The sequence below is a fragment of the Pseudomonas syringae group sp. 26L6 genome (assembly GCF_032587815.1).
GTDB lineage: Bacteria > Pseudomonadota > Gammaproteobacteria > Pseudomonadales > Pseudomonadaceae > Aquipseudomonas > Aquipseudomonas amygdali.
In genome coordinates this window covers 168932-193703 of record NZ_JAWHPJ010000031.1, presented here as the reverse complement: position 1 = coordinate 193703, position 24772 = coordinate 168932, and the positions used below count along the sequence as shown (strand labels likewise).

General features: G+C 55.0%; 16 protein-coding genes and 9 pseudogenes. 12 read left to right on the top strand and 13 right to left on the bottom strand.

Annotation, left to right across the window (positions count from 1 at the left end; translation table 11 throughout):
• Window positions 1-457, top strand: a pseudogene (locus RYA97_RS16630) (permease); the annotation flags it as partial.
• A 66-nt stretch (window positions 458-523) separates the two neighbouring features.
• Here RYA97_RS16630 and RYA97_RS16625 read toward each other — a convergent pair.
• Both RYA97_RS16625 and RYA97_RS16620 read right to left on the bottom strand, forming a co-directional pair.
• Window positions 524-1141, bottom strand: coding sequence for a hypothetical protein (locus RYA97_RS16625; protein WP_005782295.1), 618 nt, complete (start codon window positions 1139-1141; stop codon window positions 524-526).
• Between the two features lie 113 nt (window positions 1142-1254).
• Window positions 1255-2139 (bottom strand): annotated as a pseudogene (locus RYA97_RS16620) (acetylornithine deacetylase); the annotation flags it as partial.
• A gap of 41 nt (window positions 2140-2180) precedes the next feature.
• On the opposite strand from RYA97_RS16620, the pseudogene RYA97_RS16615 reads away from it, so the two are divergent.
• Window positions 2181-2630, top strand: a pseudogene (locus tag RYA97_RS16615) (tyrosine-type recombinase/integrase); the annotation flags it as partial.
• Window positions 2631-2656: 26 nt separating this feature from the next.
• Here the strand turns inward: RYA97_RS16615 and RYA97_RS16610 are convergent.
• Window positions 2657-2977 carry a hypothetical protein gene (locus RYA97_RS16610; RefSeq protein WP_004662327.1) on the bottom strand — a complete coding sequence of 107 codons (321 nt, stop codon included), beginning with the start codon at window positions 2975-2977 and terminating at the stop codon, window positions 2657-2659.
• 717 nt (window positions 2978-3694) lie between these two features.
• Here RYA97_RS16610 and RYA97_RS16605 point away from each other — a divergent pair.
• Window positions 3695-4171 (top strand): hypothetical protein, encoded by a 477-nt coding sequence (locus RYA97_RS16605; protein ID WP_005782302.1) that lies wholly within the window; start codon window positions 3695-3697, stop codon window positions 4169-4171.
• 96 nt (window positions 4172-4267) lie between these two features.
• Here RYA97_RS16605 and RYA97_RS16600 read toward each other — a convergent pair.
• Window positions 4268-4420 (bottom strand): annotated as a pseudogene (locus RYA97_RS16600) (ATP-binding protein); the annotation flags it as partial.
• Window positions 4421-4827: 407 nt separating this feature from the next.
• Between RYA97_RS16600 and RYA97_RS16595 the strand changes: the two are divergent.
• On the top strand, window positions 4828-10566 hold the full coding sequence (locus tag RYA97_RS16595; RefSeq protein ID WP_046832886.1) for a hypothetical protein: 5739 nt from the start codon (window positions 4828-4830) through the stop codon (window positions 10564-10566).
• A gap of 147 nt (window positions 10567-10713) precedes the next feature.
• On the opposite strand, the pseudogene RYA97_RS16590 reads toward RYA97_RS16595, so the two are convergent.
• Window positions 10714-10849 (bottom strand): annotated as a pseudogene (locus RYA97_RS16590) (transcriptional regulator); the annotation flags it as partial.
• Window positions 10850-10910: 61 nt separating this feature from the next.
• Here RYA97_RS16590 and RYA97_RS16585 point away from each other — a divergent pair.
• A pseudogene (locus RYA97_RS16585) lies at window positions 10911-11128 on the top strand (hypothetical protein); the annotation flags it as partial.
• A gap of 289 nt (window positions 11129-11417) precedes the next feature.
• On the opposite strand, the gene RYA97_RS16580 reads toward RYA97_RS16585, so the two are convergent.
• The 3 genes and pseudogenes from RYA97_RS16580 to RYA97_RS16570 all read right to left on the bottom strand — a co-directional run.
• Window positions 11418-12041 (bottom strand): glycoside hydrolase family 25 protein, encoded by a 624-nt coding sequence (locus tag RYA97_RS16580; RefSeq protein WP_005782307.1) that lies wholly within the window; start codon window positions 12039-12041, stop codon window positions 11418-11420.
• A 297-nt stretch (window positions 12042-12338) separates the two neighbouring features.
• A pseudogene (locus RYA97_RS16575) lies at window positions 12339-12694 on the bottom strand (hypothetical protein).
• Window positions 12695-12703: 9 nt separating this feature from the next.
• Window positions 12704-13120 (bottom strand): annotated as a pseudogene (locus RYA97_RS16570) (ATPase, T2SS/T4P/T4SS family); the annotation flags it as partial.
• A 332-nt stretch (window positions 13121-13452) separates the two neighbouring features.
• On the opposite strand from RYA97_RS16570, the gene RYA97_RS16565 reads away from it, so the two are divergent.
• From RYA97_RS16565 to RYA97_RS16555, 3 genes are all read left to right on the top strand, one after another.
• Window positions 13453-13644 (top strand): Com family DNA-binding transcriptional regulator, encoded by a 192-nt coding sequence (locus RYA97_RS16565; protein ID WP_005782312.1) that lies wholly within the window; start codon window positions 13453-13455, stop codon window positions 13642-13644.
• Window positions 13645-13655: 11 nt separating this feature from the next.
• Window positions 13656-14951: a glycoside hydrolase family 68 protein gene (locus tag RYA97_RS16560; protein WP_005782315.1), complete on the top strand. Its 1296-nt coding sequence runs from the start codon at window positions 13656-13658 to the stop codon at window positions 14949-14951.
• A gap of 88 nt (window positions 14952-15039) precedes the next feature.
• Window positions 15040-16221, top strand: a complete 1182-nt coding sequence (locus tag RYA97_RS16555; protein WP_054078656.1) for a glycoside hydrolase family 10 protein — start codon at window positions 15040-15042, stop codon at window positions 16219-16221.
• A 720-nt stretch (window positions 16222-16941) separates the two neighbouring features.
• Here RYA97_RS16555 and RYA97_RS16550 read toward each other — a convergent pair.
• The 4 genes and pseudogenes from RYA97_RS16550 to RYA97_RS16535 form a co-directional block, all read right to left on the bottom strand.
• Window positions 16942-18129, bottom strand: a complete 1188-nt coding sequence (locus RYA97_RS16550; RefSeq protein ID WP_005782317.1) for an AMP-binding protein — start codon at window positions 18127-18129, stop codon at window positions 16942-16944.
• 85 nt (window positions 18130-18214) lie between these two features.
• Window positions 18215-19591 carry an MATE family efflux transporter gene (locus RYA97_RS16545; protein WP_005782319.1) on the bottom strand — a complete coding sequence of 459 codons (1377 nt, stop codon included), beginning with the start codon at window positions 19589-19591 and terminating at the stop codon, window positions 18215-18217.
• Window positions 19592-20253: 662 nt separating this feature from the next.
• Window positions 20254-20541: pseudogene (locus RYA97_RS16540) on the bottom strand (transposase); the annotation flags it as partial.
• On the bottom strand, window positions 20478-21164 hold the full coding sequence (locus RYA97_RS16535; RefSeq protein ID WP_117140722.1) for an MFS transporter: 687 nt from the start codon (window positions 21162-21164) through the stop codon (window positions 20478-20480). The gene RYA97_RS16535 and the pseudogene RYA97_RS16540, both read right to left, overlap by 64 nt.
• A 104-nt stretch (window positions 21165-21268) precedes the next feature.
• Here RYA97_RS16535 and RYA97_RS16530 point away from each other — a divergent pair, with 104 nt between their 5' ends.
• Window positions 21269-22150 carry a LysR substrate-binding domain-containing protein gene (locus RYA97_RS16530; RefSeq protein ID WP_005743179.1) on the top strand — a complete coding sequence of 294 codons (882 nt, stop codon included), beginning with the start codon at window positions 21269-21271 and terminating at the stop codon, window positions 22148-22150.
• A 41-nt stretch (window positions 22151-22191) separates the two neighbouring features.
• Here the strand turns inward: RYA97_RS16530 and RYA97_RS16525 are convergent, their stop codons facing one another.
• A complete protein-coding gene (locus RYA97_RS16525) occupies window positions 22192-22458 on the bottom strand; it encodes an accessory factor UbiK family protein (RefSeq protein WP_044295750.1) in 267 nt (88 codons plus the stop codon).
• Window positions 22459-22557: 99 nt separating this feature from the next.
• Here RYA97_RS16525 and RYA97_RS16520 point away from each other — a divergent pair, with 99 nt between their 5' ends.
• From RYA97_RS16520 to RYA97_RS16510, 3 genes are all read left to right on the top strand, one after another.
• On the top strand, window positions 22558-22680 hold the full coding sequence (locus tag RYA97_RS16520; RefSeq protein WP_255872753.1) for a hypothetical protein: 123 nt from the start codon (window positions 22558-22560) through the stop codon (window positions 22678-22680).
• A 196-nt stretch (window positions 22681-22876) separates the two neighbouring features.
• Window positions 22877-23215, top strand: coding sequence for a P-II family nitrogen regulator (glnK, locus tag RYA97_RS16515; RefSeq protein ID WP_002555808.1), 339 nt, complete (start codon window positions 22877-22879; stop codon window positions 23213-23215).
• Window positions 23216-23248: 33 nt separating this feature from the next.
• Window positions 23249-24586 carry an ammonium transporter gene (locus tag RYA97_RS16510; protein ID WP_004663188.1) on the top strand — a complete coding sequence of 446 codons (1338 nt, stop codon included), beginning with the start codon at window positions 23249-23251 and terminating at the stop codon, window positions 24584-24586.
• Window positions 24587-24772: the final 186 nt, after the last annotated feature.

The window sequence follows — 24772 nt, the reverse complement described above, 5'->3', positions numbered from 1 at the left end:
TACTTCATAGGCCTGCTCATCCGCCAAAAAACCATCTACAACTACACCATAAAAAACAACTATGCCCACTTGGAGTACTACCTCCACTACCCTGACTTCGCCTCGTCCTTCTTCAAGGGCATTGCAATAGCCGTCATCCTGATATTCATTTTCATAGCCGCGCTCACCGGCTCACTGCTCTTCCTGATCGGTCCGGCAGCCATCGCCTGTGTCGCAGCCGTCAAGCTACTAAACTGGGAAAACCCCATTCACCATGAACAAAGCCTGCCCTGGGTCGAGTACAACTTTGTCACGATTGACCGCAAACGCCTCATGATCATCACGCACCGCTCCGACATCACGCTCGGCTTCGAGGCCCGTTTTCAGAACGAGGTATTGTTCAACAAGTACCTGAACTTCCTACACACCGTACTACCCCCCAACTGCGGAATTCACCGAAAAAGCCTGGACGTGGTAGCCGCCTTTGCAGCCCACTTAATCGGGAGTGGGCCAAGTTCGCCAACGTGTCTGGTGCTGTCTGCAATCAGCGTCCGGGCGCGGCCAAACGCGCATATTGGTCCTGACTGATCCACCCGGTAAACGAGCGATCATTGGCATTGATGAACTCGACCTGAGCCGCGCCATCCTTGAATGCCAGAACCCCGACAACGTCATCCTTGACGATATAGGCGCCTCGGGTGGCTTTGGCATTCGGTGTTTTTTGCAGCCAGGCCTTGTCCGCGGTGACGGTCACCAGACCTACCCACTGCTTGCTGGCGGTCCGGGTCAGATCCATGCCGGTGGCGATGTCCGGTACCAACACGTTCATGCAGCCAGGGTGCTGCCGGCCTTGCTCTATCGTCAGAACCACGCCATCAGCCGAGGCCTTCAGTGTTCCTGGGTAGACGTCATCAAGCCAGGACGACACCGCTGCGCCCTTCCCGGCCTCGACCTTGCCTTGCAGATAGAACGCACAGCTGAATGCCTCGCCACGCGTCTCCGAGTAATAACCCTCGACTTGATGATCAGGCGTCACGGCCAGCATCAACTGCTCGTACTTGCCGGAATGCAGTGCCGTGTCCTGAGCGAACGCCGAAGTGCCAACACACAGCAATAGAGTTGCGGCCAGGGACCAGCGAGTAAGGGGACGTTTGTCAGTCATGCTTCCATCCATAGAACGTTCGAATAGCCGGGAAGAGTGGCCAGTCCATGACTGGCGCGCCGAGACGTTAGCGTATTTCGGCGCGCAACTGTATCACTGAAATCAGGGGCGATTCATGGCTGCGACGCGAACGCCAGTACACGTTTGAGCATCTCGTCACAGGCGTCAAGTTGCTCGACGCTGATGAACTCGTCCGGCTTGTGCCCCTGCTCCATGCTGCCCGGTCCGCAGACCACTGCCGGGATGCCTGACTGGTCGAACAACCCGCCTTCGGTTCCGAAGGCAACCGTGCCGAACGCCCGGGAGCCGCAAAAACCGGCAATCAATTCCGCCGCCTGGCTGTGCAGGGGAATATCCAGTCCCGGATAGCTCGACAATTCAGTGAAGCGAATCTCGCTCCGGGCACTGACCGCCTGCATGGCCGGCAACAGTTTTTGCGCGGCGTAGGCGTGCAGGGCAGTAACGATCTGCTGCGGGTCCAGGGTGGGGAGCGCACGCACTTCGAAATCGAAACGACACTGTTCGGGCACGATGTTCAACGCCGTGCCGCCGCTGATCACGCCAGTCTGAATGGTCGAAAACGGCGGATCAAAGCGCTCGTCAAGGGCATCAGCTGCCCGTAATGCTTCGCCCAGGCGACCCAGTTCACCGATCAACTGCGCCGCATACTCAATGGCGTTGACGCCACTGGGCGCGTGGGCCGAAGCACCCTGTACATCGCAGCGCACCGCGACCTTGCCCTTGTGGCCGAGCACCGGCTGCAACTCCGTGGGTTCGCCGATCACACACAGCATCGGCTTCACCGGCCGCGCCCGCAGCGATGCCAGTAACGAGCGTACGCCCAGGCAACCCACTTCCTCGTCGTAGGACAGCGCGATATGCACCGGCATGTGCAGCGATGCCTGGGTCAACGCCGGAACCAGCGCCAGCACGCAGGCAATGTAGCCTTTCATGTCCGCAGTGCCACGGCCGTAGAGTTTGCCATCCGCTTCGCTCAGTTCGATGGAGGAATTTTAGTCGCATTAATTTCGAAAACCTACAAAAAGCGCCGCAACTGAAGACCGGCGATCTGTAGGAGCGACGTGGCATCAAGCACCTGCGGGTGCATGGCAAAGGCAGCAAGACCCGCTTTCTGCACCTTTATCCATTGGCAGCTGAGCGCATTTATGCGTACCTGGAAAGGATGTTGAACGTGCTGCCGTGCCAGGTCCGCTTTTTCGCTCGATGCGTGGCACAACCACCGGCACCGGTGCCACTGGGAATGGTCTTTACACCATTGTTGCGCAGTGGGCACGCGTGGCAGGCATCGAGGTCGAGCGGTTGGGTGTGCATGGTTTGCGAGCAACGGCGGCGACCAATGCTCTGGAGCATGACGCCGATATCGAAGGTGCAGATGTGGCTGGGGTACGCGAACATCAGTACCACCCGCCTCTACGACCGGCGCGGCCAGCGGCCTGAGGATTCAACGACCGTCAAAGTAAAAGACTGACTCACTGCCTGTATAAATTAACAGATTTAATTGGCGGGCTTGACCGATACCAGCTCCACGTACCTGTATTTCTTGCGTGCAATCTTCATTGCATCTACTTCAGCCTGAAGGCGGCTGAGCGTGTCGGCTTCGTGTGTGATCAACTCCGTCGTGCCTTCATACTCGTTACCTACACGTAACATTACCACGAGCTTTGGTACGAAATTCCTGGCCATCTTTCGCTTGGCGGCGGCTTTCGCAGATTGGTTGTTGCCTGTATTTGGATGAGCTTGTGGAGCGGCTAAGCGCACTGTTGGCCCGCCCGAGCCAAACAATGCTTGACGCATTTCTTCTTCGGTCATGGTCATTCTTTTCCTGGCGGCAGTTGGTGTCGGTCATTTAGCCATAGGTCGTGGACGTAAAGTTCGTCTGTTTAGGCATCTGGTAGACCTTCTGAGGCTGCTGGATGGTTTGTTAAGCATTTAGCTCCTCCCGCGGGGACTCATTTTCCACCAAAAAACGATGCTGTGATCACTGTGCCGATTAAGGTTGCAGGTACGACAATGAAGAGTCCAATGATGCCAAGGCCAAAGTCATCTGCCAGCTTAGCTCTTGATTTCGCTCCCATGCTTGCCATTTTAAACATCACTGCCGCTTCGCCGAGCAACCAGTAGATTGGATGGGAGTGCGATGAAAAAGACCAACGTTTTAATCGCAGCGCGCTTAATTATTCCTCTTTTCCTATCTATTGTCGGTCACACCAGATGCGACCAGTAAGTTCGCGTCCGTGGTACCGCGTGGTAACTGAAGTAACCGCTTACCGTACTTTTGAGCCATTGCCCTTGAACCCGGATAACCCCGCATGTATCGAGCGACCCAGCAAGCCTCCACCGTGATATAGACTGCATACCGCCAGTGTTTCTTGGACATCGAGATGCAACTCACTCAGCGACACCTGATTGAAGATTTTACTCGTTGCAATGGAACTGAAAAAGAGCGGCGAACCACCTACTCTTCTATAGGTAAACTTAATAACCCGTATCAACGGACTGTCCTGCTCTGCTTTATCTACGTTTTGAGGTACTATGAATATCAATAACTTTACCAAGGTAATTAAATCGTTGGCCGAAGACCTGCGGTTACCCGCTCCGACCCAGACAGGTACTCAGTTTGAGTTAATCACGGACTCGGGATTAAACTTGGTACTTGATTTGGTTGTTCCTGACACGCTACTGATCTCTTTCTCGCAAAACTGTTTGCAAAAAGGCACTACGGAATTTTTATGGAATATCCTGCAAGGAAATTTAATCGACGACCCACATCGTGCAATAATTAATTCAGACTCACATACGAATAATTTAATTATTTCTTGGATGGCAATTGGACTGTCAGATAACGATCGCCACGCTGTCTTGTCCCATGCAGAGAGATTTGTTGGCTACGTCGAGTATCTGTATCGTTGGGTAAGAAACTTCATAAGTAATCCAGTAGTCAGTACTCGTGAAGACCTCGTTAAGATAATTGCATCTGAAGGGGTGTCTCGTATAACTAAGATGGTGTAGACAAAATAAATTAAGCTTTCACTCCCTTGCCTGAATAGCCTTCAAGTCATGCCTAAAGGCCATCGCTATGGGCACTGCTTGCCTAACACTGTCCATAGTGGTGATGACCACGCTGGTGTGTTCGTACAGCTTGGACAGCAGGTGAAATAGCAGTGCGCCACCGCTTTGGCATAAAGGCAAATACCCCAGTTCATCAAGTATCACCAGATATGTGCGAAGCAGTCCCTGGGCGATTCGCCCTGCCTTGCCAAAGAGAACACGCCGGAGTGATGGTAAGGCCGGACTCGTTTGTGACATTTTGATGACGGTCGTGGGAACCGATCTGGCTGCACAGCCACTCAGTTACTGTCGTTTATTACCGCAACGAAGAAGGCTCTAATCGGTAGAGCCCATAGTATTCCAGTCACAAGCTTGTAATGGAGATGTAGACCACCTCCTATTCGGCATGATGCCGTTGGTTCTTCGTGGGTAATAAACAGGATATATATTTTATATACAGGAGTTTAATAATAACGATGGTAAAGGTTACCTCTTCCGGATTTACTGCCAACCCTCTCCCTCATCATGCAGACAGTGTCTCGCCTGCTAACAGCCCGCCTCAGCTACCTGAACCATTGCCCTTGGTTGATGAAAGCCCGTCGTCTCACAAGGGCGGCATGCGAAATCGGGCTCATGAAAGTTTGAATAGTCAGGTGCTCGGACTGCAAGCGGTGCCGTCGCAACGCGGAAGGCATGTTCGTATCAGAAGTCATACAGATGGGGTGAGCGTCATTAATGCCTGGCTGGCAAAGCGACCGTCGGTTCAAAGCGAAACCAGCCTTGATAACAATGGCAAGCTAGTGCGCTATACCGCCATGCATCACGAGCCGCTAGCGCCGCGTAATGAGGCGTTTTTCACATCCGTACCAGGCATGTTGATGGCCGTTTTGACGGTCCACCCTGACATTGAATACGGCATCAGCGGAGAAATAACTGCCGATGCTGTGGCTGCCCGGCTTGCCGAACCGCCGATAGGATTATTAACAGGAGTCTGGCAGTCCTCCCATGATCGAGCATACATAGAGCGCGGCGGTGTGGTTCATACCGCAAATATGAAAGAGCGCTGGACGTCATTGACGCTGCCTGGCGCGGATCCCCGAGAGCCCCTGCGGATGATTGGTTTGCAGGCTGATGGCGATGTCTATCTACACAACGGCAGGCAACTCTGGCGCGCAACCGACACGTCTGCCGAGTCCGTGCCGACCGAACGGCTTCCCGAAGGCGCGGCGGTGCGCATTGGCGCCGGTCGCGAGGTGCAATGGCTGCATGAGGGCGCGGTTCATTCAAATGGCATTTCCCGTCCTGTCGAGCTTTTGCGGCCAGAAGCCAGCGGCCTGGGGGTCGAGCAGAGTCCGGCCCGCCCCGTTGATTTACTGCCATTGCCGCGCGGCAACGCTGCGCTGATCCTCGATGATAAAGGACGTATTTATCAGGCCGATCTGAAAGGCACCGGGCCTGTTGAAGCCCACCGGCTGAAATTACCTGGCGATTTTGCGCAGGGCAAAGGTTGGGCCGTGACCGCCATGGGGTTGTCCAGGGACAACACTGTTCATCTCATGTTGCAGGATCAAAACGGGCGGCGCATGAGCTTGCAGCGAGCGCAGAACGAGGTGCTGTTTCGGCCGGCGTATCTGCTGGATCGCCCGTTGCTGCTGCTCTACACCGAGGGGCTGCATGTTCCGTCGGAGACCGCTGTGCAGTCGCACGTTCAGCTTGATGGTCATGCTCAGGTGGGGCATATCGACGGCGTGCTGCATTATCAACCGGCTCCTGACCAGCCATGGGAGCGGTTAAGACAGCCGGGCGGCGAACAACTGACGGGGGTGACCGCTCTCTATTCCTCTGCGTTGGGATTTGTCGACAGGAAACCGGTTTTTGCTTTATTGGGGGATGCACGGCAGGTCGTCGAACTGAAACTGGAGGGCCGTACCTCTTGGTTGCCGACTGATGCCGAACTGCCGCGTCATCCTGCGGGGGGACCTTTGGCGGTTATCCCGGATACAGTGGAGTTACGCTCCAGGCTTATCGCGCAGTTTGACGAGCCAGTGCAGGCGCTGGCGGTTCACAGCAATCGCCAGAGCGTCGCGCTGATGGAATCAGGTCTGCTGATCGCCGCCGACGCGGATGGCAAAGCCCGCCGACTTCCCCTGATGCAGCGCCCCATCGCCCTCGCCATAGGGCTCAACGATCAGTTGCTCGTGTTGCATCATCCTCATAACCAGCGACCTCAGTTGAAACGTTTGAGCGCGAAAGATGACTGGGAGCCGGTGCCGATAATTCTGCCGGGGATTGATCACCCTTCGAATCTTCGCGCCACTCGAACTGGGCAAATACAATTGCAGCTGGGTGATAACTGGCACACGTTGCTGCCTGCGATGACGTCGCACGACAATCGTCCCTTGCCAGCACGCGTAAAGCCCGAACCGGAGGCAGACGAACTGCCGTCGGAGAACTTTCTTGCAGGCACCAACGCCCGCGTCAACCAGCAGCAAGCCAGTCGTATCAGCACACCGCATCATGATGCATCTGCGGTTACGACGCTGATGGGGACAGCAGCGAACAACCCGTTGACGATGACGTCGAGCGTACAGGCAGTGGTTGATACGACGCGCGCTCAGGTTGGCGCATTGGCGAGAGATGTGTTGGGCGGAGTGACGAAAAACACGATGCGGGCAATGGCGCACAAGCTTGGCGTCGTACTGCCGCCGACAACCCAGGAGAGGCGTCTGGCCAGTTTCCATTATGAGGCGAAGCAGGCGTATACGTCAGGTAAAACGCTGTTCGAACAGTTGCCGACGCTCGCGCAAGTACGCGTCGCTTCAGCCGTAGGACCGTCCGACGGAGAAAAGTTCGGGCTGTCACATCAGCAAACGCAACGCTTGTTGAACCTGCGGGAAGAGAAGCTGGAAGCGCTGTTACGCGACTTGCGCAAGATAGGCTTCCATGAAGGCGTGATCATGGGCGATATGGGGGACGGCGAGAGTGCTGGCGATCTGACGTCTACCACCTCTACGCCAACGTTCCGGCTGGCCGAGCTATGGCGGCGGCAGCATTCGCAAGTGAATAAAGCGCTGTCTTCGGTCGGCTTGTCCAGATCAGAAGATATTTTGCCGAACCTGAACCAGAGTATTAAAGCCTTGGCGGGTGGCGCGGCGCTGCACGCTGATCGTATGGGCGAACGTGAGGCTGAGCTGTTGAGCGTCTTGTGCGAGGTCAGCGAAAAAATGATGCGTGCTGGCGTACGCTTGCCGGCGGATGATGGAAGCGCTGACAGTGCCAGCAGCCATGCGCCACACGGCTTGCGAACATCAGGGTTGATGGCGGGTTTGGTGGACTATGATGCGCTGTTGACCAGCACCGATACGCAGGCGCTGGAAATGGCGGAGAGGCTTCAGCAAGATGCCAGGCTTCCGGGGTTGTGCAAACTCGGTCTGTCTTCTTGGGTTCAATTAGCGGCCTTCGATGATGTGGTGACGACGTTTCGCGAACAGATATCGTTGCCGGGCTCGGCACGCCGCACCCAGTTGCTCAAAAATCTTGGCTTGCCGCCCGATGCCGCGCCGGACGAAATGGCCGCGCGTATGTCCGATTTACTCCTAGATCTGTTCAACAGGAGTACCTTTTTCTCGACGCAGTCGCGCGGTCTGGAAATTCGCGGGTCGTTGGGGGGCGCCGACTGGAAACATCTTAATGCGTTTAGCGTCGGCATAACTGGCGAGGCGCTTCAGGTACTCGGCGTGGAGCGCATCGGTGACGGCAAGGACGGCGATGCCGGGTTGGTCGCGTTTTTTGTGCGCCACGCCAAGGCCTCCGTATCAGCGACGTCAGGGGTCGGAATCGACTTCAAGCCAGGCCTTGGCACTGGTGGCCGTGTTCTTGATTCGCGGCCGGGTCGCTCGATGAACTCAACGTGGGGAGGCTCCGCCAACCTGGGTATTTCCGGGGCATACCAGCATGGTCAAGGCGCCGCCGTGATTATCGCGCCTTCGACGATCTCTGATTTCGTGCGGCTGTTATTCGACGTCAATCACCCCGATAGTACTCAGATCCTGCGCACTGGCGTGAACGGTGGTTCGATTGGTCTGGATCTGTTCGAAACCAATTTGAATGGCTCGGTGGGGGCAAACGTCAGCGTATCGCCGTTTAGCCTGAGCCAGAAATATGGACCACAGAAACCGTCGGCAGATGCTGCTGCATCCGGCGCCGACAACCGACGCAGTACCGCGTCGGGGGCGCTGTCGGTAGGCGCGACGGTGCAGGCTGGCGCGCACTGGGGACAAATGGAGTTGCACCTGGATCACGCCTGGGCAGAGATTATCGGCCTGGAATTTCAGGGGCGCACGGATTTCAATCTGGAGTTCAACAGCAACTTGAATCTGGGAGGCGCGCTCTCTTCAGCGCTCGGCGATCGCCCTCAAAAGTTGATAAATGCGTCTACTGGAAACGGTAACCTGCAGCTCGCCGGCATCCGCGTTGCGTCAAGCGATGTGCAACTGCCGACCGATAGCGTGGTGGACGATAAGCGCCGCGGCCCCTTCCTGTCGACGGCCAGCTATAAACGCACCTTCGATACGCAAGTCGCCAAGCCCATTACGGCCAACGAGTGGAGCCAGATGCGTCAGCGTCTGGCCAGCGCCTTTCCTGACAATATCGGGGAGTTGGGTGCGCTCGCTTATTCGACCAGCCCCAGCGAGCGTATCGCGACAATCAATCAGATGATTGACCGTATACAAAGTTCGAAGGCGCGTAACGTTGAAGCCGGTGGTGCCCTGGATGGAAATGCATTGCGCCGTCAGCGCCTTGATGCGGCCCGAGAGATGTCGAACGCAGGCAACAGTGTGTGGCAGGCGAGCTCCGAAATTGATCGCGCCTCGGTAGTGGAGATGCTGCATCAATTGCGTCAGCAGGAACAAAGCGCCGTCCAGCATCATGCCCGCGCAATTCCCGGAGCGCGGGTGGAGTTCAACCTGTTCGGGCGTGAATCGCTAGAAACCGTAGTCTTTCACGCCATCGGCCATATAGGGCTTGGCAGCAAACTGAACGACATGGCGGAACTGCGTCGCAAAACACCTGGCCTTGATCAGGTCATGCGCTGTTTCCAGTCGTTGCCCAACATCAATCAGGTGCGATACGTGTTCGAGATGCGTCCGCAGGCGAGGTTCGCCATCAATGACGCGCTACTGGCGCGCGAGCAGCAGGCGTCGGCACGTGCGCTGGGTTTGCCGGGCTCCTCAGCAAGCGAACTGAATTGGCGCGGCGTTCTGGACAAGATCAAAAACACACCTGACCTGTACCGGCTGGCGGCGATCGCCGTGCATAACACCGATGAAAACCCCGTGACTTCAAGAATAGGGCTGCCGCTGCTGAACGTTTCGGCCACTGGCGCGACATCGCATCAATTGTTCGAGGCAGAAATCCAGTTCCGATACGGTCTTTATGACGGTTTGCAAGGTATCGAGGTGCTGGAAGCAGGAAGCAGAGCGCTGCAATCGCCGTTACGCGCATTACAGCAATCCGGTATTCAGGCTCTGGGGCAGAGAACTCAGGCCGGTGAAGTTCCGTATGGCCCTCCATCGCCACGTAAAGAGACGCCGATGCGCACCCCAGGAGAGGCTGCTGCGCTGACAACGAATGACGCGTGGAGACAACTTGAGGGCAGAGTTGAGCTTATGAATTCGGCGCATGAACGTGAGGCGAATGCTATCGGTTCGTTCCAGCAGGCTTATGGGATGGCGTCCGCGTATATAGACCGGCTGCTTTTGCGCATTCCTGAATTGCCAGCGCCTGAAATTGATGACCGCAACGCCGATGGAGAGCGTGTGGGGTGGGCATTTGCGTCGCTCAAACGAAATCATCAGGCACTGGATCAAGCTGTAAATGCCATGCGCAAAGCTAGCCAAGAGGTCTACTCGATACCCGGCAAGCAGACCACGCAGAAGGAAACTTCGGCTTTGGACCAAGTGCTCAGTGTTGAAAAAAGTCGGAGTTCGCTCGGATATGCCATGGAAATACTGGCTGACAGAGGGGTGAAAGCCGGCACGGCAACAGGACTTGAACTTAACAGGATCTCATCACAAGTGAATGACCTGGTTGCTCGTCGGGAAGCGTTGCTGATGCAACGTGAAAGCGGTGCTCAGGAGGGCGGTATGGATAGCGAAGAGAGCGCGATGGAGCTTCAACAGACCACATCATTGCTGCAGCGGCTGCGCGCCGACTTGCTCGGCGAGCGGCAAGCAATGGACGCTACTGCCAAGCGCCTGGACCAGGCAAACCGCGTTGCCCTCGAAGGTGAGCGCAGCTTCAGCGATGCTGTGCGTGATATGGCGTGGGGCGAACTCGATAACATGCCGCGGTAATCCCGTTACTCACTGAAACAACAAAGGAAGCGACCTGAGGGGCGCTTTTTTTGTTGTGGTTCGTCGTTCGTCTGGTTGAATCTCAACGACCGCTATACAAGCAGTAAGTGCTCAGCGTTGATGCGTGATCTATCCCTTGCAAGTCGCTCATAACGATTCCCTGACCACCAGCGGACAATCCACTGGCTGGACTCGGCTGGGCTCCCGAGACTTCGAGGCTTTCTATCAAGTGCCGGGCAGCATTACGACCGATCTCGTAGTACGGCAACTGCACCGTGGTCAGGCACTGCTTCGCACAGACTTGGTGATACTGGATGAACTCAGATATTTGCCCTTCAGTCAAAGCGGTGGCACCTCCGCCCTTTTCGGTCGTGGGTTTGGAATATCGCGGTGGTGAGCGTTTCTTGTCAGTCGCCCCGCCTGGCAGCACTCAACTGAGCCCACTGAACCTCATACGCCCCGGCGATATGGCCGCAGCAACTGGCAGCTCAACAGCCTGGATGACTCCCGCGCACTGTTCAGTATCAACGGCTCCACCCGCATTCTGCCCCTGCGTCCTTAGAGGTTCATATGTCCATCTACAACCTGAGAATGCTCACACTGGTGGGGATATCAGGGGGGCGATGCGTGCGTAATGACTACCTGTAACGGGTCGCAATCAGCACGCTTTTTGGCTCAGATTATCTACGACTGAAGGATCACTCGGGCTCACATTAACTGTAGCAGGCTTGTCTTCGGCGTTATCGTCCAACACCCTATAGTTTGTTGGACGATAAACGTGCTTTCAATAGGCTACCAGCTGCGATGCAGTTAATGTCATTAGCGCTTAGCCCAATTACAAAATCACTGGATCAAATACGGACCCAGTTAAGATCTACATCAACCTCAATGCCGTCGATGCGACCTTTATTACTGTGCTGCCAAATTGACCAGCTTTTACCTGCTGTCTTCCATGTAGCGGGAATCCTAGGTTCACTAACATTCCAATTAGCGATCCACAGAGGGTATTCACTAAAGGCATACTTATCCCCTGAAATATGATTTGCCCAGAAATTATTATCGCAATATATAAAAGGTCTTTTTCCTTGTAAAATTTTTTCACTCTCCAATAAAGTTAGCAATTTATGAAGATTATCAGCCATTTCGTCCGGCGTGGCTTTTTCGTTGCCTTCGAGCTCCGCATCAATGGCAAAAAACTCAGTTGATGCATCGAAGCCAGCAGCAGTAAGTGTACTAACGATGTTATCTCGTTGTGCTTCCGGCGAGCTACTGAGTGCTCGAAAGTAATGATATGCCCCCGTTTTTATTCCAACGACTCTAGCGTCCGTACGATACGTGGTATATTTTGCATCCTGTACGGTAGCGCCTTCTGTTGCTTTGATAAAAGCGTACTCAATGCCAGCCTCAGAAACTTTTTTAAAGTCAACATCACCTTGAAAATGAGATAGATCAATACCTTTCTTATTTGTACTCACGAACCTCTCCTGTTTTTCGTATCGGGAAATTTTAGAACTAGTATCAGCAGCCCTTTAAGCAAACTGCCAGCGGTATGAGTGGCTGCTTTTCTACTTTTTGTTCCACTCATCCACTGCGCATTAGGATTTTCGACCCGACAAGTGTTGCCCAGGTGTCCTTCTGATTCTCCATTGAGAATTTCCTGCAAGGTGCTTCCGGACACCGCTCGGCCCCAGGCGGCCGATAGCCGTCTGCGTGGTGGTGCATTGGAATGGTTTGAAAATGCGGGAGTATCAGGAGAGATGCGGGTGCAATGCCTACTTGCTGGTGTTCTTGTACTCGCCTTGATACTCGAACTGGCGCAGCTCGCGGTTGTTGGCAAAGCGGGCATCACCGTGCAGCGAGGTCTTGGGCTTCAAGCGCATGAAAATGGCCATCAGCGTGATGCCGACTGGCAGGAACGTCAGGGCGGCCGTCACACACCACGACCAAGGCACGTACAGCATCCGCCGGTCGTTCCAGGGTAGTTTGCGGGCCTCCCACAGTGTGTCCCAGGACAAGCCCGCGAAGTGACCTTGAGTCAGGTGCAGAAACAGCGCCCCCCTGCGTACAGCCCGATCACAAAACACACGACCATCATGACCACTATCGATAACGAGACTTTCCACCACATGGCGTTCTCCTAGGCAGCTCGTTGACGCTGGCCATTGAGCAAGGCCAGCTTGTGTTCGGGTTCGTAATGCACTTCCTCGATGTAGGTGTTTTCCATGTACACCACCACGTCGAATGTGGTCCGTACCAGGCGCTCGATGTAGCTATAGTCCAGGCCGATGCCGATCGGTGACTGCTTGATCAAGCCGCACACCCGAGCGAATCCTGCTTCGGCATCGTTGGCGTGCGCCGTACATACGGTGCCTCCGGTACCGGTGTTTTGCATTTCAATGTAGTGCCACGCCTCATCGCCCGTCAGCTCTGCCAGAAACAGGTGGTCGGGCTTCATCCGCAGCGAACTGGCCACCAGCGCTTTAGGTGCAACCACATGGCCGTAGAGCAAATGCACATGGTTGGGATGAAGGGGCAGGGTGTCCTCCAGTCTTTCCTAGCTACCCAAATTTTCGATTAGTCATAGCACTTTCATAGGAAATTCCTTTTTCTGAAGCGCCCTCAATAAAAGCGCTGTCTCGTACCGTTTATCCGGGTCAATTGCGCAACTGCGGTCGAACTCGTGTTGAACTCCGGCCAAACTCGACCTACTCCGAAACAGCCCCTTTCCAGCCTTTCCGGAGGGGGGTAAAAAGGTTCCACGATATGCGATTTGCGCCTCAGGGCAGCCGCCGGACACGGGCTTTTAAACAGCGCCAACCAGTAAATTGCGATCCCCCAAACCCCGCCCAGGCGGGGTTTTTTATTGGGCGAAGCACAAGGAGACCAATGCAAATTTTGAAAGACTACCGATGCGGGCAGTGCAAGAAGCTGCTGGCTCGCATCGGTGACTACACCGAACTCCAGGTCAAGTGCTCCCGCTGCGGGACGTTGAATCATGTGAAGGCCGTGAGCCTTGAGTCATCGCCTTTGAGCGACAGAGGTACAGCAGCGTCGCTGCTGCCTCTCAAAGCTATTTAAAGGTATCAATTATGTCCAATAGCAGCTCTGCTGTAAGCCAGCTCAAAAATAGTCCTCTAGTAGGTAACATCAACTACGCACCCACTGTCTGGGCCCGCGCCGACGCGCTGAAGGTCAATGAAAATGACCCGACCACCACGCAGCCACTGGTCAGTCCAGACTTTCCGGTCATGAGTGATACGGTATTCATCTGGGACACCATGCCGCTGCGCGAGCTGGATGGCACGGTGGTTTCGGTCAACGGCTGGTCGGTCATCCTGACCCTGACGGCTGACCGTCACCCCGATGATCCGCAATATCTCGACGCCAATGGCCGTTATGACATCAAGCGTGACTGGGAAGATCGTCATGGCCGCGCACGCATGTGCTACTGGTACTCGCGTACCGGCAAGGACTGGATCTTTGGTGGCCGTGTAATGGCCGAGGGGGTATCGCCCACGACGCGAGAGTGGGCGGGCACACCCATACTGTTGAATGACAAAGGCGATATTGATCTTTATTACACCTGCGTCACACCCGGCGCAGCGATCGCCAAAGTACGTGGCCGTATTGTGACGTCCGATCAGGGCGTGGAGTTGAAAGACTTTACCCAGGTCAAAAAACTGTTCGAGGCCGATGGAACGTATTATCAAACCGAAGCGCAGAACTCGAGCTGGAACTTTCGCGATCCCAGTCCGTTCATTGATCCCAATGACGGCAAGTTGTACATGGTGTTTGAAGGCAATGTCGCCGGTGAACGCGGCTCGCACACAGTAGGGGCTGCCGAACTTGGCCCTGTGCCGCCGGGTCATGAAGACGTGAGGGGTGCCAGATTCCAGGTGGGTTGTATCGGTCTGGCGGTTGCAAAAGATCTCAGTGGCGAAGAGTGGGAAATACTTCCGCCATTGGTGACGGCCGTCGGCGTGAACGATCAGACAGAGCGCCCGCACTATGTTTTTCAAGACGGCAAGTATTACTTGTTCACCATCAGTCACAAGTTCACGTATGCCGATGGTATTACAGGGCCAGACGGGGTGTACGGCTTTGTCGGCGAACATTTGTTTGGTCCGTACCGGCCAATGAACGCTTCCGGCCTTGTGCTCGGTAATCCGCCCGAGCAGCCTTTCCAGACGTATTCGCACTGCGTCATGCCGAACGGTCTGGTAACTTCTTTCATCGACAGCGTGCCCACCGAAGGCGAGGATTATCGTATCGGCGGGACCGAAGCGCCGACGGTGAGAATCCTGTTGAAGGGGGATCGCTCGTTCGTGCAGGAAGAATATGACTACGGTTATATTCCTGCGATGAAAGACGTGCAACTGAGCTGACACGCCGCTCCCATACGATGCCTGAAGAACGCCTGTGAGAGCAGGCGTTCTTCGTTCACTCAGAACCCTGTACAAAGGAGAAACCACAATGGCAACTGCGAACAAAAACCTCAAGGCGACTTGGGTCGCGACAGTTACGAATCTTGACTGGCCGTCAGTCTCATCTGTGGCCATCACTGATGAGGCTGCACGTGTCAGTAAACAGAAAGAAGAATTGACCGGCATTCTTGATGAGATTGTGGCAATGAAAATGAATGCCGTCATATTCCAGGTTGTTCCCTGCGCAGATGCATTCTACGCATCAGATCTGCTTCCATGGTCGAAGTACCTGACGGGTACGCTCGGAAAAAATCCCGGCTTCGACCCACTGGCTTATGCTGTTGAGCAGGCGCATGCTCGTAATATTGAGCTGCACGCATGGGTGAACCCGTACCGCATATCGATGAGCGCCAGCGATGGCACAATGGAAGAACTGAATAACTCATCATCTGACTCGCCAGCCAGCGTGTTTAATACGCATCCTGAGTGGACTGGGGCCGCAGCGAACCGCTTTGTTCTCAATCCCGGCATACCTGAAGTTCAAGCGTGGGTTGGTAGTATTGTTGAAGAAATTGTCACCAAATACGATGTTGATGCGATTCAGTTCGATGATTATTTTTATTATGAAACCGCGGATTCCCTGCTGCAGGATGATGCCACCTATCAGAAATACAATACGAACTTTACCACGAAGGCCGACTGGCGGCGGAATAACACTTATTCGCTGGTTGATACATGCCATAAAAAAATAGCCGCCGTAAAAGCGGATGTCTTGTTTGGCGTCAGCCCGGCAGGCGTCTGGCGGAATAAATCTGACGACCCGCTAGGGTCTGATACGCGGGCCGGTGCGTCTAATTACGATTTTGCGTATGCAGACACACGGAAATGGGTCATTGACGGCATCATTGATTATATCGCCCCGCAGGTATACTGGCCGTTTGCTCGTGAGGTTGCGCGTTATGATGTCATCACACAGTGGTGGGCGGATACCGTCAGCGGAACTGGCACAGCGTTATATATTGGTATGGCTCTGTATAAAGTGGGAACGGCATCAGAAACCGAGCCCGACTGGACTGTCGAGGGGGGCGTGCCTGAAATTACCCGTCAGCTTGACCTGAATGATTCTCTGACTGAGATTTCCGGGTGCATGTTATTTCGACATATGTTTCTGCGGGCCTCACAGACTCAGCAGGTGGTCGACTACCTGAAGCTTCGCTGGGCTGACGTCTAATATTGTATTGTCGGGGGCTTGGGGAACAACGTAACAGAAAGTGCACTTAAGCCCAGCCTGTCCGTCCCCCCTAATGCAGCCTAGCCAATACGATAAAACCACGTTTTATGATACCGCTTCAGCGAGCGCCACGACAGGTGATATCACCCTGAAAAGCGGTGCCATAAACTCGTTCAGAAAATCAAAGTTCGCTAATCCCCGCAATCTGAGGGGATTAGCAAACTCTAACCATGCCTTACGTTGGTTTTCAGTTCCATTGCTTGTTGCCGCTGATGCAGAATTGACCCATGTGTCGAAATTTCGCTGACCCAAGCTTCTACTCCGTAAAGCGTTAGCAGGTCTGACTTTGGGCTGAATACTTATGGGGCAACGCCAAGTCGTCACATGGGTCAATTCTGCATCAGCGGTAACAGCCTGGTCAAAAATGCCCACAGCATCGCGCAATTGAGGTACGTGCCGGCCTGATACGGGAGAGGTGCGTCCAAAATCTGGAAAAGGTACAGAAAAGTCGCTTTCAATCCATTTTTCGGCGTGGGTGATGGGTGAAAAAAGCTTTTTGCCGACATCGACGCCACGTTGGCATCACACAGAGGGTGCTTTTTAGGAGGATTACCCTGTATAGGAATTATTGAAATTCCTATACATGAACCCTCTAAAAAACTGCCCCGACACCGCCAAAGGCCCCGCCGGTGCAGCTACTCACTCGTTCACATCAGCCATTCAGTTTCGGCGGTCGATGATGTAGAGCATTTTGCCTCGCTCCGAGACGGCGTAGTCTCTGGCATCCTTGCGCAGGACCGACACGCTGCCTTGGTCTTTCTGATACGCCTCGTTGATGTCGGGGATATCAGCGATGGCTGTTTCGATTCTGGCGCGTTCGTCTTCATCGACTTCGGAGGCCTGAACGAAAACGGTCACCAGCTCCTTGCGCGCTTCGGTCACTGACAGGTGGACCTGCATTTCCAGCGATCGGCCCAGTGTCTGTTTAATGGCTTGCTGAATGATGCCCAGCCCGATGAGGTTGCCCATGAAGTTGAAGCTCATGTCCTCCCGCTGGATATCTGTCAGGTAGAGCTTGTCGCCTTTCATCGAAAGGGTTGCGGTGTCTCCTAGGCGATACCTCAGCAGCGGCGTGAAGTTCTCTCGGGTCAGCGAGGTGATGAGGATGCTGTCGCCTTCTTTTTCGATGAAATACTTGTCGGACAGAAACTCATATTCCGTGTGGCACGGGCTGTTGGTGAAACCCAGAATGCCGCCCTCGGAACTGCCATACACACCGACAATGGAAACCTGTTCGCCAAAGGCTTCCCTGATGATTTTCTTCTGGAAGGTTTTCAGGCCTTCGCCATTGAAGACGACCTTTTCGATGTCAATGTGCACGCCGTGCTGTTGCATGGCATCGATGAACTGCAGGATGGTCGATGGTACGCCAAGCAGTACGTTGAGCTTGATCGAGTTGAGTGCCTCAAAGTGACTCTTGGTCAGCAGGGTAATGTCGCCCACCGACACTACATGCGCACCGCAGTTGCCGGCCATCATGGTGGTGATATTGTTCAGGGCAGAAAACAGGTTGATTGTGAACAGGTTGGCGCAGCGATCACCGGGTTGAATAAAGCCGTTGCTGCGGAAGACGTTGGAGCGTGAGCTATCTTCATCGACTTCGCAGTCGTAGTAGTAATAACAGCGCTTGAGGTTGCCGCTGGTGCCACTGGTAAAGCCGATCAGGCAGTTTCGCTCGTTGCGTTCCAGACAGCGTTCGGTCTGCGCCGTGAAGCCTTCCTTGTCCATGATCGGTACATGTGTTCTGAAGTCCTGGTAGGTGAAACCTTCAAAATCATTGTTCTGGTGGGTCTTAGCGGCAGTATTGGAAATTCTTCTCCATTCCTTTTCTACATCGTAGGCAGTCATGCGAGTCCTCTATAGTCTGTTTTTTTGATTTTCTGCACATCCTGCTCACCCCCCGACAGCCAGGCTAGGGGAGGCAAAACGTGGACTATGAGTTACCCCGGTGGAGGGATCGGTTCCCTATTGAATGAATTTCGATGTCCAACATCTTTTTCATGAGCAGATGCGCGAGCCAGCAGGCACAAAAGGCCACTATGGTGTTACCCATCAACTGCCCGAGCATTACCCCGACGCTGCCAAATTTATGTGCCCCGTACCACACGAACGGCATGGTTCCCAGGCTGGCGCGCAGCCAGCCGAACAGTGTGACGTACGCAGGTCGCCCCATACTGAGGAAGACTGAGGTGGCAATAAATTGCAGCCCAATCAGCGTCCAGAGGACGCCACCCCATCGACAGAACGCGAAGAACACGACCAGACCTTCACCGGCGACATGAAACAAGCTGGCTAATGGCTCAGCGAGCAGAATGAGTAACAGCGAGGTCACTGAGCCGTAGGCGATCAACAATCCGTACGTTATCTTTATGGCTTGCGACACGCGAGCAGTGTTCATTGCGCCCAGGTTTTGCCCCAGTATAGGGATCAGCGCACCGGGCAAGGCGAACACGACACAAAAAGCAACCTGAATAACCCTATCGATCACCCCGATAGTCGCCAGCGCCTGAGACCCGAACGGCGCCATCGCAGCCATTACGTATGCCATGCCCACTGGAGTCGCCAGGTTGCCAATCACCGCTGGCAAGGCGGTTCGCCCGATATTTCTGATGTCACCTGACAGGTTCTTCAGGCTGACCCGACAGGTCAGATGGGCGACTCGGTGAACGTAGTAAAACCCCAGACAGGCCGATATCAGGCTCGATATCAGGTAGGCGATGCCAGCCCCCACCAGGCCCAGATCGAACACCAAAATAAGCAGCGGATCTGCGATGGCAACGGCGGCCGTCGCCGTCAGCAGGGTCCACATCGCCTGTTTGCCGAAGCCTGCACTGCGCAGTATCTGCACGCACAGCTGCTCGACAGCGACCAGCACCGAAGCCGGAAGGGTTAGCCACAGATACTCACGCGCCGCTGTAAAACTGTTGCCCTCTGCGCCCAACATGCGGATGGCTTGGTCGAGAACTACCAGCTCAAGCGCAGCACCACAAACGGTAGCCATGCTGCCAAGCAGCACACCACTACTGGCGAGGCGTCTAGCTTGATCCGGCACGCCGCTGCCCAGGCTTCTCGAAACCGTTGTCGAGACCGCCACGGCGATGCCCAGGATCATCGAAATGAGGAAAAACATCAGGGTTTTGGCTACAGCGAACGCAGCCAGCAAACTGTCGTCACGCAGCATCGCGATGTAAACCACGGTCAGCACTTCGATCAGAAAGATCGACAGCAGGCTGGTCGCACTGGTGCTGGTCATGAATACTACATGCCGCAACATCGACCCCTTGGTGAAGACTGCTTTGGTAACTGCCATTGATCCTTCTCTTCTCACTGATTTCAGATGAGCAACGGCATTGCGTCACCTAAAGCCCTGTACGAAAAGTGGCTGCGCATCCGTGATGCTGCGTTAAAAACAAGCTCGGAATACTCATACAATCCGTAGAATCCGCTTCCTCGCCTTTTTTGCCTTGCATGAACCCCATGGACTTTTCGTACATGGCCTAGTATGTGGTCATCAGCGCTTGTGGGTTCCGAAGAAAGATTCAAAACTGGCGGATATGTCGCTCAAGAAGCTCCACGCTGATGTGGACATATGGCCATCCTGATTTGTCATTGCTTCCGCATAAATGATCTGTTGGAGCAATTCGACGCTAGGCCAATCAGGTCAAAACGCTGCTCACTAACGTGTTCATCCGCCTGCGCTTGAGCTGCACGAAAAAATGCTCGCGGCTGACTTGCCGATCTGCTTCGCTCATTTTCATTCGCAGCTAATGTGAGCCAGAGGACTGCGTCAGTCGCAGTTAATCTGAGCCGAAAAGTGCGCTGATTGCGAGCACGGCCGTTTTCGATTGCAAACCGCTACATCTAGGCCGGTACCGGCCCAGGACAGGACAGCCCCAACACAAAACAGCTTCAGACCGTTGCTTTATCATCGAGGCTGGCCGGGATATCTTTACGATACACTTGGCCAGGCTGCTAGGGTTTGTCTGAAAAGTCAGCCCGCAAGCATTTTTCGATGCAGGCCAGTGTGACCATGGCTTTAAAGCTGCTGGCCAGTTTGTCGTAACGCATAAAGATCCGACGTTTTTCCTTAAGCCAGCTGAACACCCGCTCAATAACGTTGCGTTTTTTGTACTGAGGCCTGTCAAACAGCCGAGGCAGGCCGGGTCGAGGCTTGCGATGCATCTTGCGCAGCGGAATCACCGGCTGCATGCCGTAGCGGTCGCAGTACTGACGTATAACCTGGCTGTCATAACCGGGCTCGCACTTGTCTCCATGCTCTGTTTTTTTGCAGCGCTGCTGGAGAAGTCGGGTTCAAAGAGCCAGAACCCGGCGAACAACGCCGCTATCAGGCAGAACAAGGCTGATGCAGTAAAGACCTCTACAAACCCGTAGGTATAAGCGAGATAGGGCAGCACGATGGCCCCCAAGGCGTAACCGCCCGGAACGGCCGTCTGGCGAATGCTCATGGCCAACCCCCGTTCACCCTCTTTGAACCAGGCCATGATCGCTCGCCCACTGGCTCCGTTGACGCTGCTGCCAAGCAGGCCCACTACGAACAGGCCCAACGCCAGCAATACGACCGTCGGTGCGTAAGAGGCCAGCATGGCCAATATCAGCAATGCAATCCCCGAACTGAGCAGGCCAGTCAGCAGTACGGGACGGTCTCCCCAGCGGTCAGTCAGCAGCCCCCACGGGATCTCGCTGATGGCGATACCCAATCCTAAAACGCCGAGTACAAGCCCCAGCTCGCTGTTATCCAACTGGTAGGTGGCACGCATATAGACCGCCGTCGCGGGCAGCCCCCCTACGACGCTTGAAAAGCTCGCATTGGCGGCCACGCCGACGCCAAGCACTTTCCAACGGTGACCGTTATCGACAGTCATAAGAATCCCACTATTTAATTGGTTGTGGGTCGCAAGATTCTCATGAGAGTATCGTCTCGAATATCAAATTATTTTGCGTGTTCGTCCCAAAAAGCAGGATTGTTATGAGACCGGTGAATTTCGATTTGGATGTCATGCGCAGTTTTGTAACAGGGGTCGAATTGGGCAGTTTTGCCAAGGCCGCGCAGAAACTTGCCCGCTCTACGTCAGCCATTAGTGCCCAATTGAAAAAACTGGAAGCTCAGGCAGGCTCTCCACTCTTCAAGAAAGCCGGACGCAAGCTGGCGTTGACGGACACCGGGGAGGTGTTACTTAACTATTCCAAGCGCCTCTTGAGCCTTAACGACGAGACCATAACGGCAGTGTCGGAGCTCAAACTCAAAGGCTGGGTACGCCTCGGGCTTCAGGAAGACCTGGGCAGTTTCCTGCCGACAGTGCTTGGACGATTCGCCAGAGCCCACCCCGATGTTCGAGTCGAGGCACGTATTGCACGTAATGCAGATCTGTTGAACCGCATCGAAAATGGTTCTCTCGATCTTGCGGTGGCGTGGGGGGGTGTAAAAAAGAATGGGTATCAAGAAACGATCGTAGAGCTGCCCATGCAATGGATCGGATCGTCACACCGGTATCTGGACTGGCGTGTCGAGTCAGGCAACCCACTTCCTGTGATTGCATTTGATGCGCCTTGTCCCTTCCATTCAAAGGCCACTGACGCATTGAACCTTGCCGGGATCCCTTGGCATCTTTCCTTTACCAGCTCAAGTCTCAATGGTCTGTCTGCGGCCACCGAGGCTGGATTGGGCTACACCATCAGAACGGCTCTTGGTCTTCAATCGGGCACTGAGCTTCTGAATATCGAAGACCGGGGTTTGCCCGCTCTGCCTTCGATAGCCCTGACGTTGCACAGGCACGAGGCGAATCCCAATCCTCTGACCGAGCGATTGTCGAGCATGGTGGTACAAGCGATCAGAAGCGAGATCGCCTGATCGCAATGGTCTGACGACCGGCGAAGATATCAGGCCAGGAATTACTCGTCCTTTTCAACACCGCCAGCCTTTTCTTCCAGCTCGGCCATCTTGGCCTCCAGCGCTTCCAGGCGGGCGCGGGTGCGGGCAAGGACGGCCATCTGGCTATCGAATTCTTCACGGCTGACCAGGTCCAGTTTGCTGAAGCCGCTTTGCAGCAGGGCCTTGAACTGGGCTTCGAATTCGCTGCGGGGTACTGGCGTTTCGCCGTTGAAAAGACGGGAAGCGTGGCCGCTGAGGGCGTCAAGAAAGGCTTTGGGCGCGAGCATGATGATTTTCCTGAATCAGAAGCCGGCAGTGTAACACGCAGTGTCTATAGTCAATTTGACGGGGCGAGTCGCACGCTTATGGAGCGCTGCGGCGTGCACATGAGCACCATTAGTGTGCATTACCTTGGTCGCGAAGCCGGTTTGACCCGGCAAAACCTGCCCAAGAGCCTGTATTCAATGAATATTCACGAGATGGCAAGCTTTCTGCTTAGTGGCTTATGACCCATGCACTGATGCAGTCGCTGTGACGAATGCAGTGCGGCAGGCGGAGCGGGGAAGTGTTTCGTCAGAAGCGGTTTTCTGGAGTTGGCCTGGCCTGATCAGGCGGCCGACACGTTACAAAGCCAGGCACTGCGCTTAGACTTGAGTCGGGTTTGTTTTCCTGGGGCAAGTCCACCAAATTCGGGAGAAAGTTTTCATGAAGCTAGTCACTGCCATCATCAAGCCGTTCAAACTGGATGACGTTCGCGAGTCGTTGTCTGAAATCGGCGTGCAGGGCATCACCGTCACTGAAGTCAAAGGCTTCGGGCGTCAGAAGGGTCACACTGAGCTTTATCGCGGTGCTGAATACGTCGTCGACTTCCTTCCCAAAGTGAAGATCGATGTCGCCATTGATGACAAGGATCTGGATCGTGTCATCGAAGCCATAACCAAGGCCGCCAACACCGGCAAGATCGGTGACGGCAAGATTTTTGTGGTCAATCTGGAACAGGCCATTCGCATCCGTACCGGCGAGACCGATACAGACGCTATTTAAGCCGCCAAACCCAACGCCCCAGGAGAAAACAATATGACTCTGCGTCAATTCGCAGGGCTCGGTGCCCTGTTGTCCCTCGCATTACCTGGTCTTGCCCTGGCGGCTGACCCAGTGGCCGAGCCGGTGCTGAACTCTGGCGACACTGCATGGATGCTGACCTCGACCGCTCTGGTCCTGTTCATGACCATCCCCGGTCTCGCCCTGTTCTACGGCGGTATGGTTCGCTCGAAGAATATTCTGTCCGTGATGATGCAGTGTTTCGCCATCACCGGTCTGATCAGCATCCTGTGGGTCGTGTACGGCTACAGCATTGCGTTCGATACAACCGGCATGGAAGCGGGCGTCGTCAACTTCAATTCCTTCTTTGGCGGTATGGGTAAAGCGTTCCTGGCAGGCATCACGCCAGCAAGCATTACCGGTCCTGCTGCGTTGTTCCCTGAGGCGGTGTTCGTCACCTTCCAGATGACCTTCGCGATCATTACCCCTGCCCTGATTGTCGGCGCTTTCGCAGAACGCATGAAGTTCTCCGCAATGCTGGTGTTCATGGGTATCTGGTTCACTCTGGTCTACGCGCCAATCGCCCACATGGTCTGGGGTGGCGTCGGTGGCCTGATGTGGGACTGGGGCGTTCTCGACTTCGCTGGTGGCACCGTGGTGCACATCAACGCCGGTGTAGCAGGTCTGGTGGCCTGCCTGGTACTGGGCAAGCGTAAAGGCTTCCCGACCACGCCGATGGCTCCGCACAATCTGGGTTACACCCTGATCGGCGCAGCAATGCTCTGGGTCGGCTGGTTCGGTTTCAACGCCGGTTCCGCCGCTGCGGCCAACGGCACTGCCGGTATGGCGATGCTGGTGACTCAAATCGCTACCGCTGCCGCCGCACTGGGCTGGATGTTCGCCGAGTGGCTGACCCACGGCAAGCCAAGCGCTCTGGGCATCGCGTCGGGCGTGGTTGCCGGTCTGGTCGCTATTACCCCGGCTGCCGGTACAGTCGGCCCGATGGGCGCTCTGATCATCGGTCTGGCGGCAGGCGTGATCTGCTTCTTCTGCGCTACCAGCCTCAAGCGCAAGCTTGGCTACGACGACTCCCTGGATGCGTTCGGCGTTCACGGTATCGGCGGTATCGTCGGCGCGATCCTGACCGGCGTGTTCGCAGCACCTGCACTGGGCGGCTTCGGCACTGTGACTGACATCGGTGCCCAGGTCTGGATTCAGTTCAAGGGCGTCGCGTTCACCGTCGTCTACACCGCGATCGTGACCTTCATCATCCTTAAAGTCCTGGATGCTGTAATGGGTCTGCGGGTTACCGACGAGGAAGAGTCTGTCGGTCTGGACCTTGCGCAACACAACGAGCGTGGCTACAACTTGTAAGCAGCCGCAGATGCAAAAAAGAATGCCCGGTCTCCGGGCATTTTTTTTGTCTGACGTTTGCGGATATACCGCGGATTTTTGCTGTCATTGACTTTGCCCGCGTCAATGATTTCGGCACCGTGACGCAGCGCAGGTAACGATGTATCGACAGTCTTCGTCAACTTGCAGGGAAGCCGGTTTATTGCG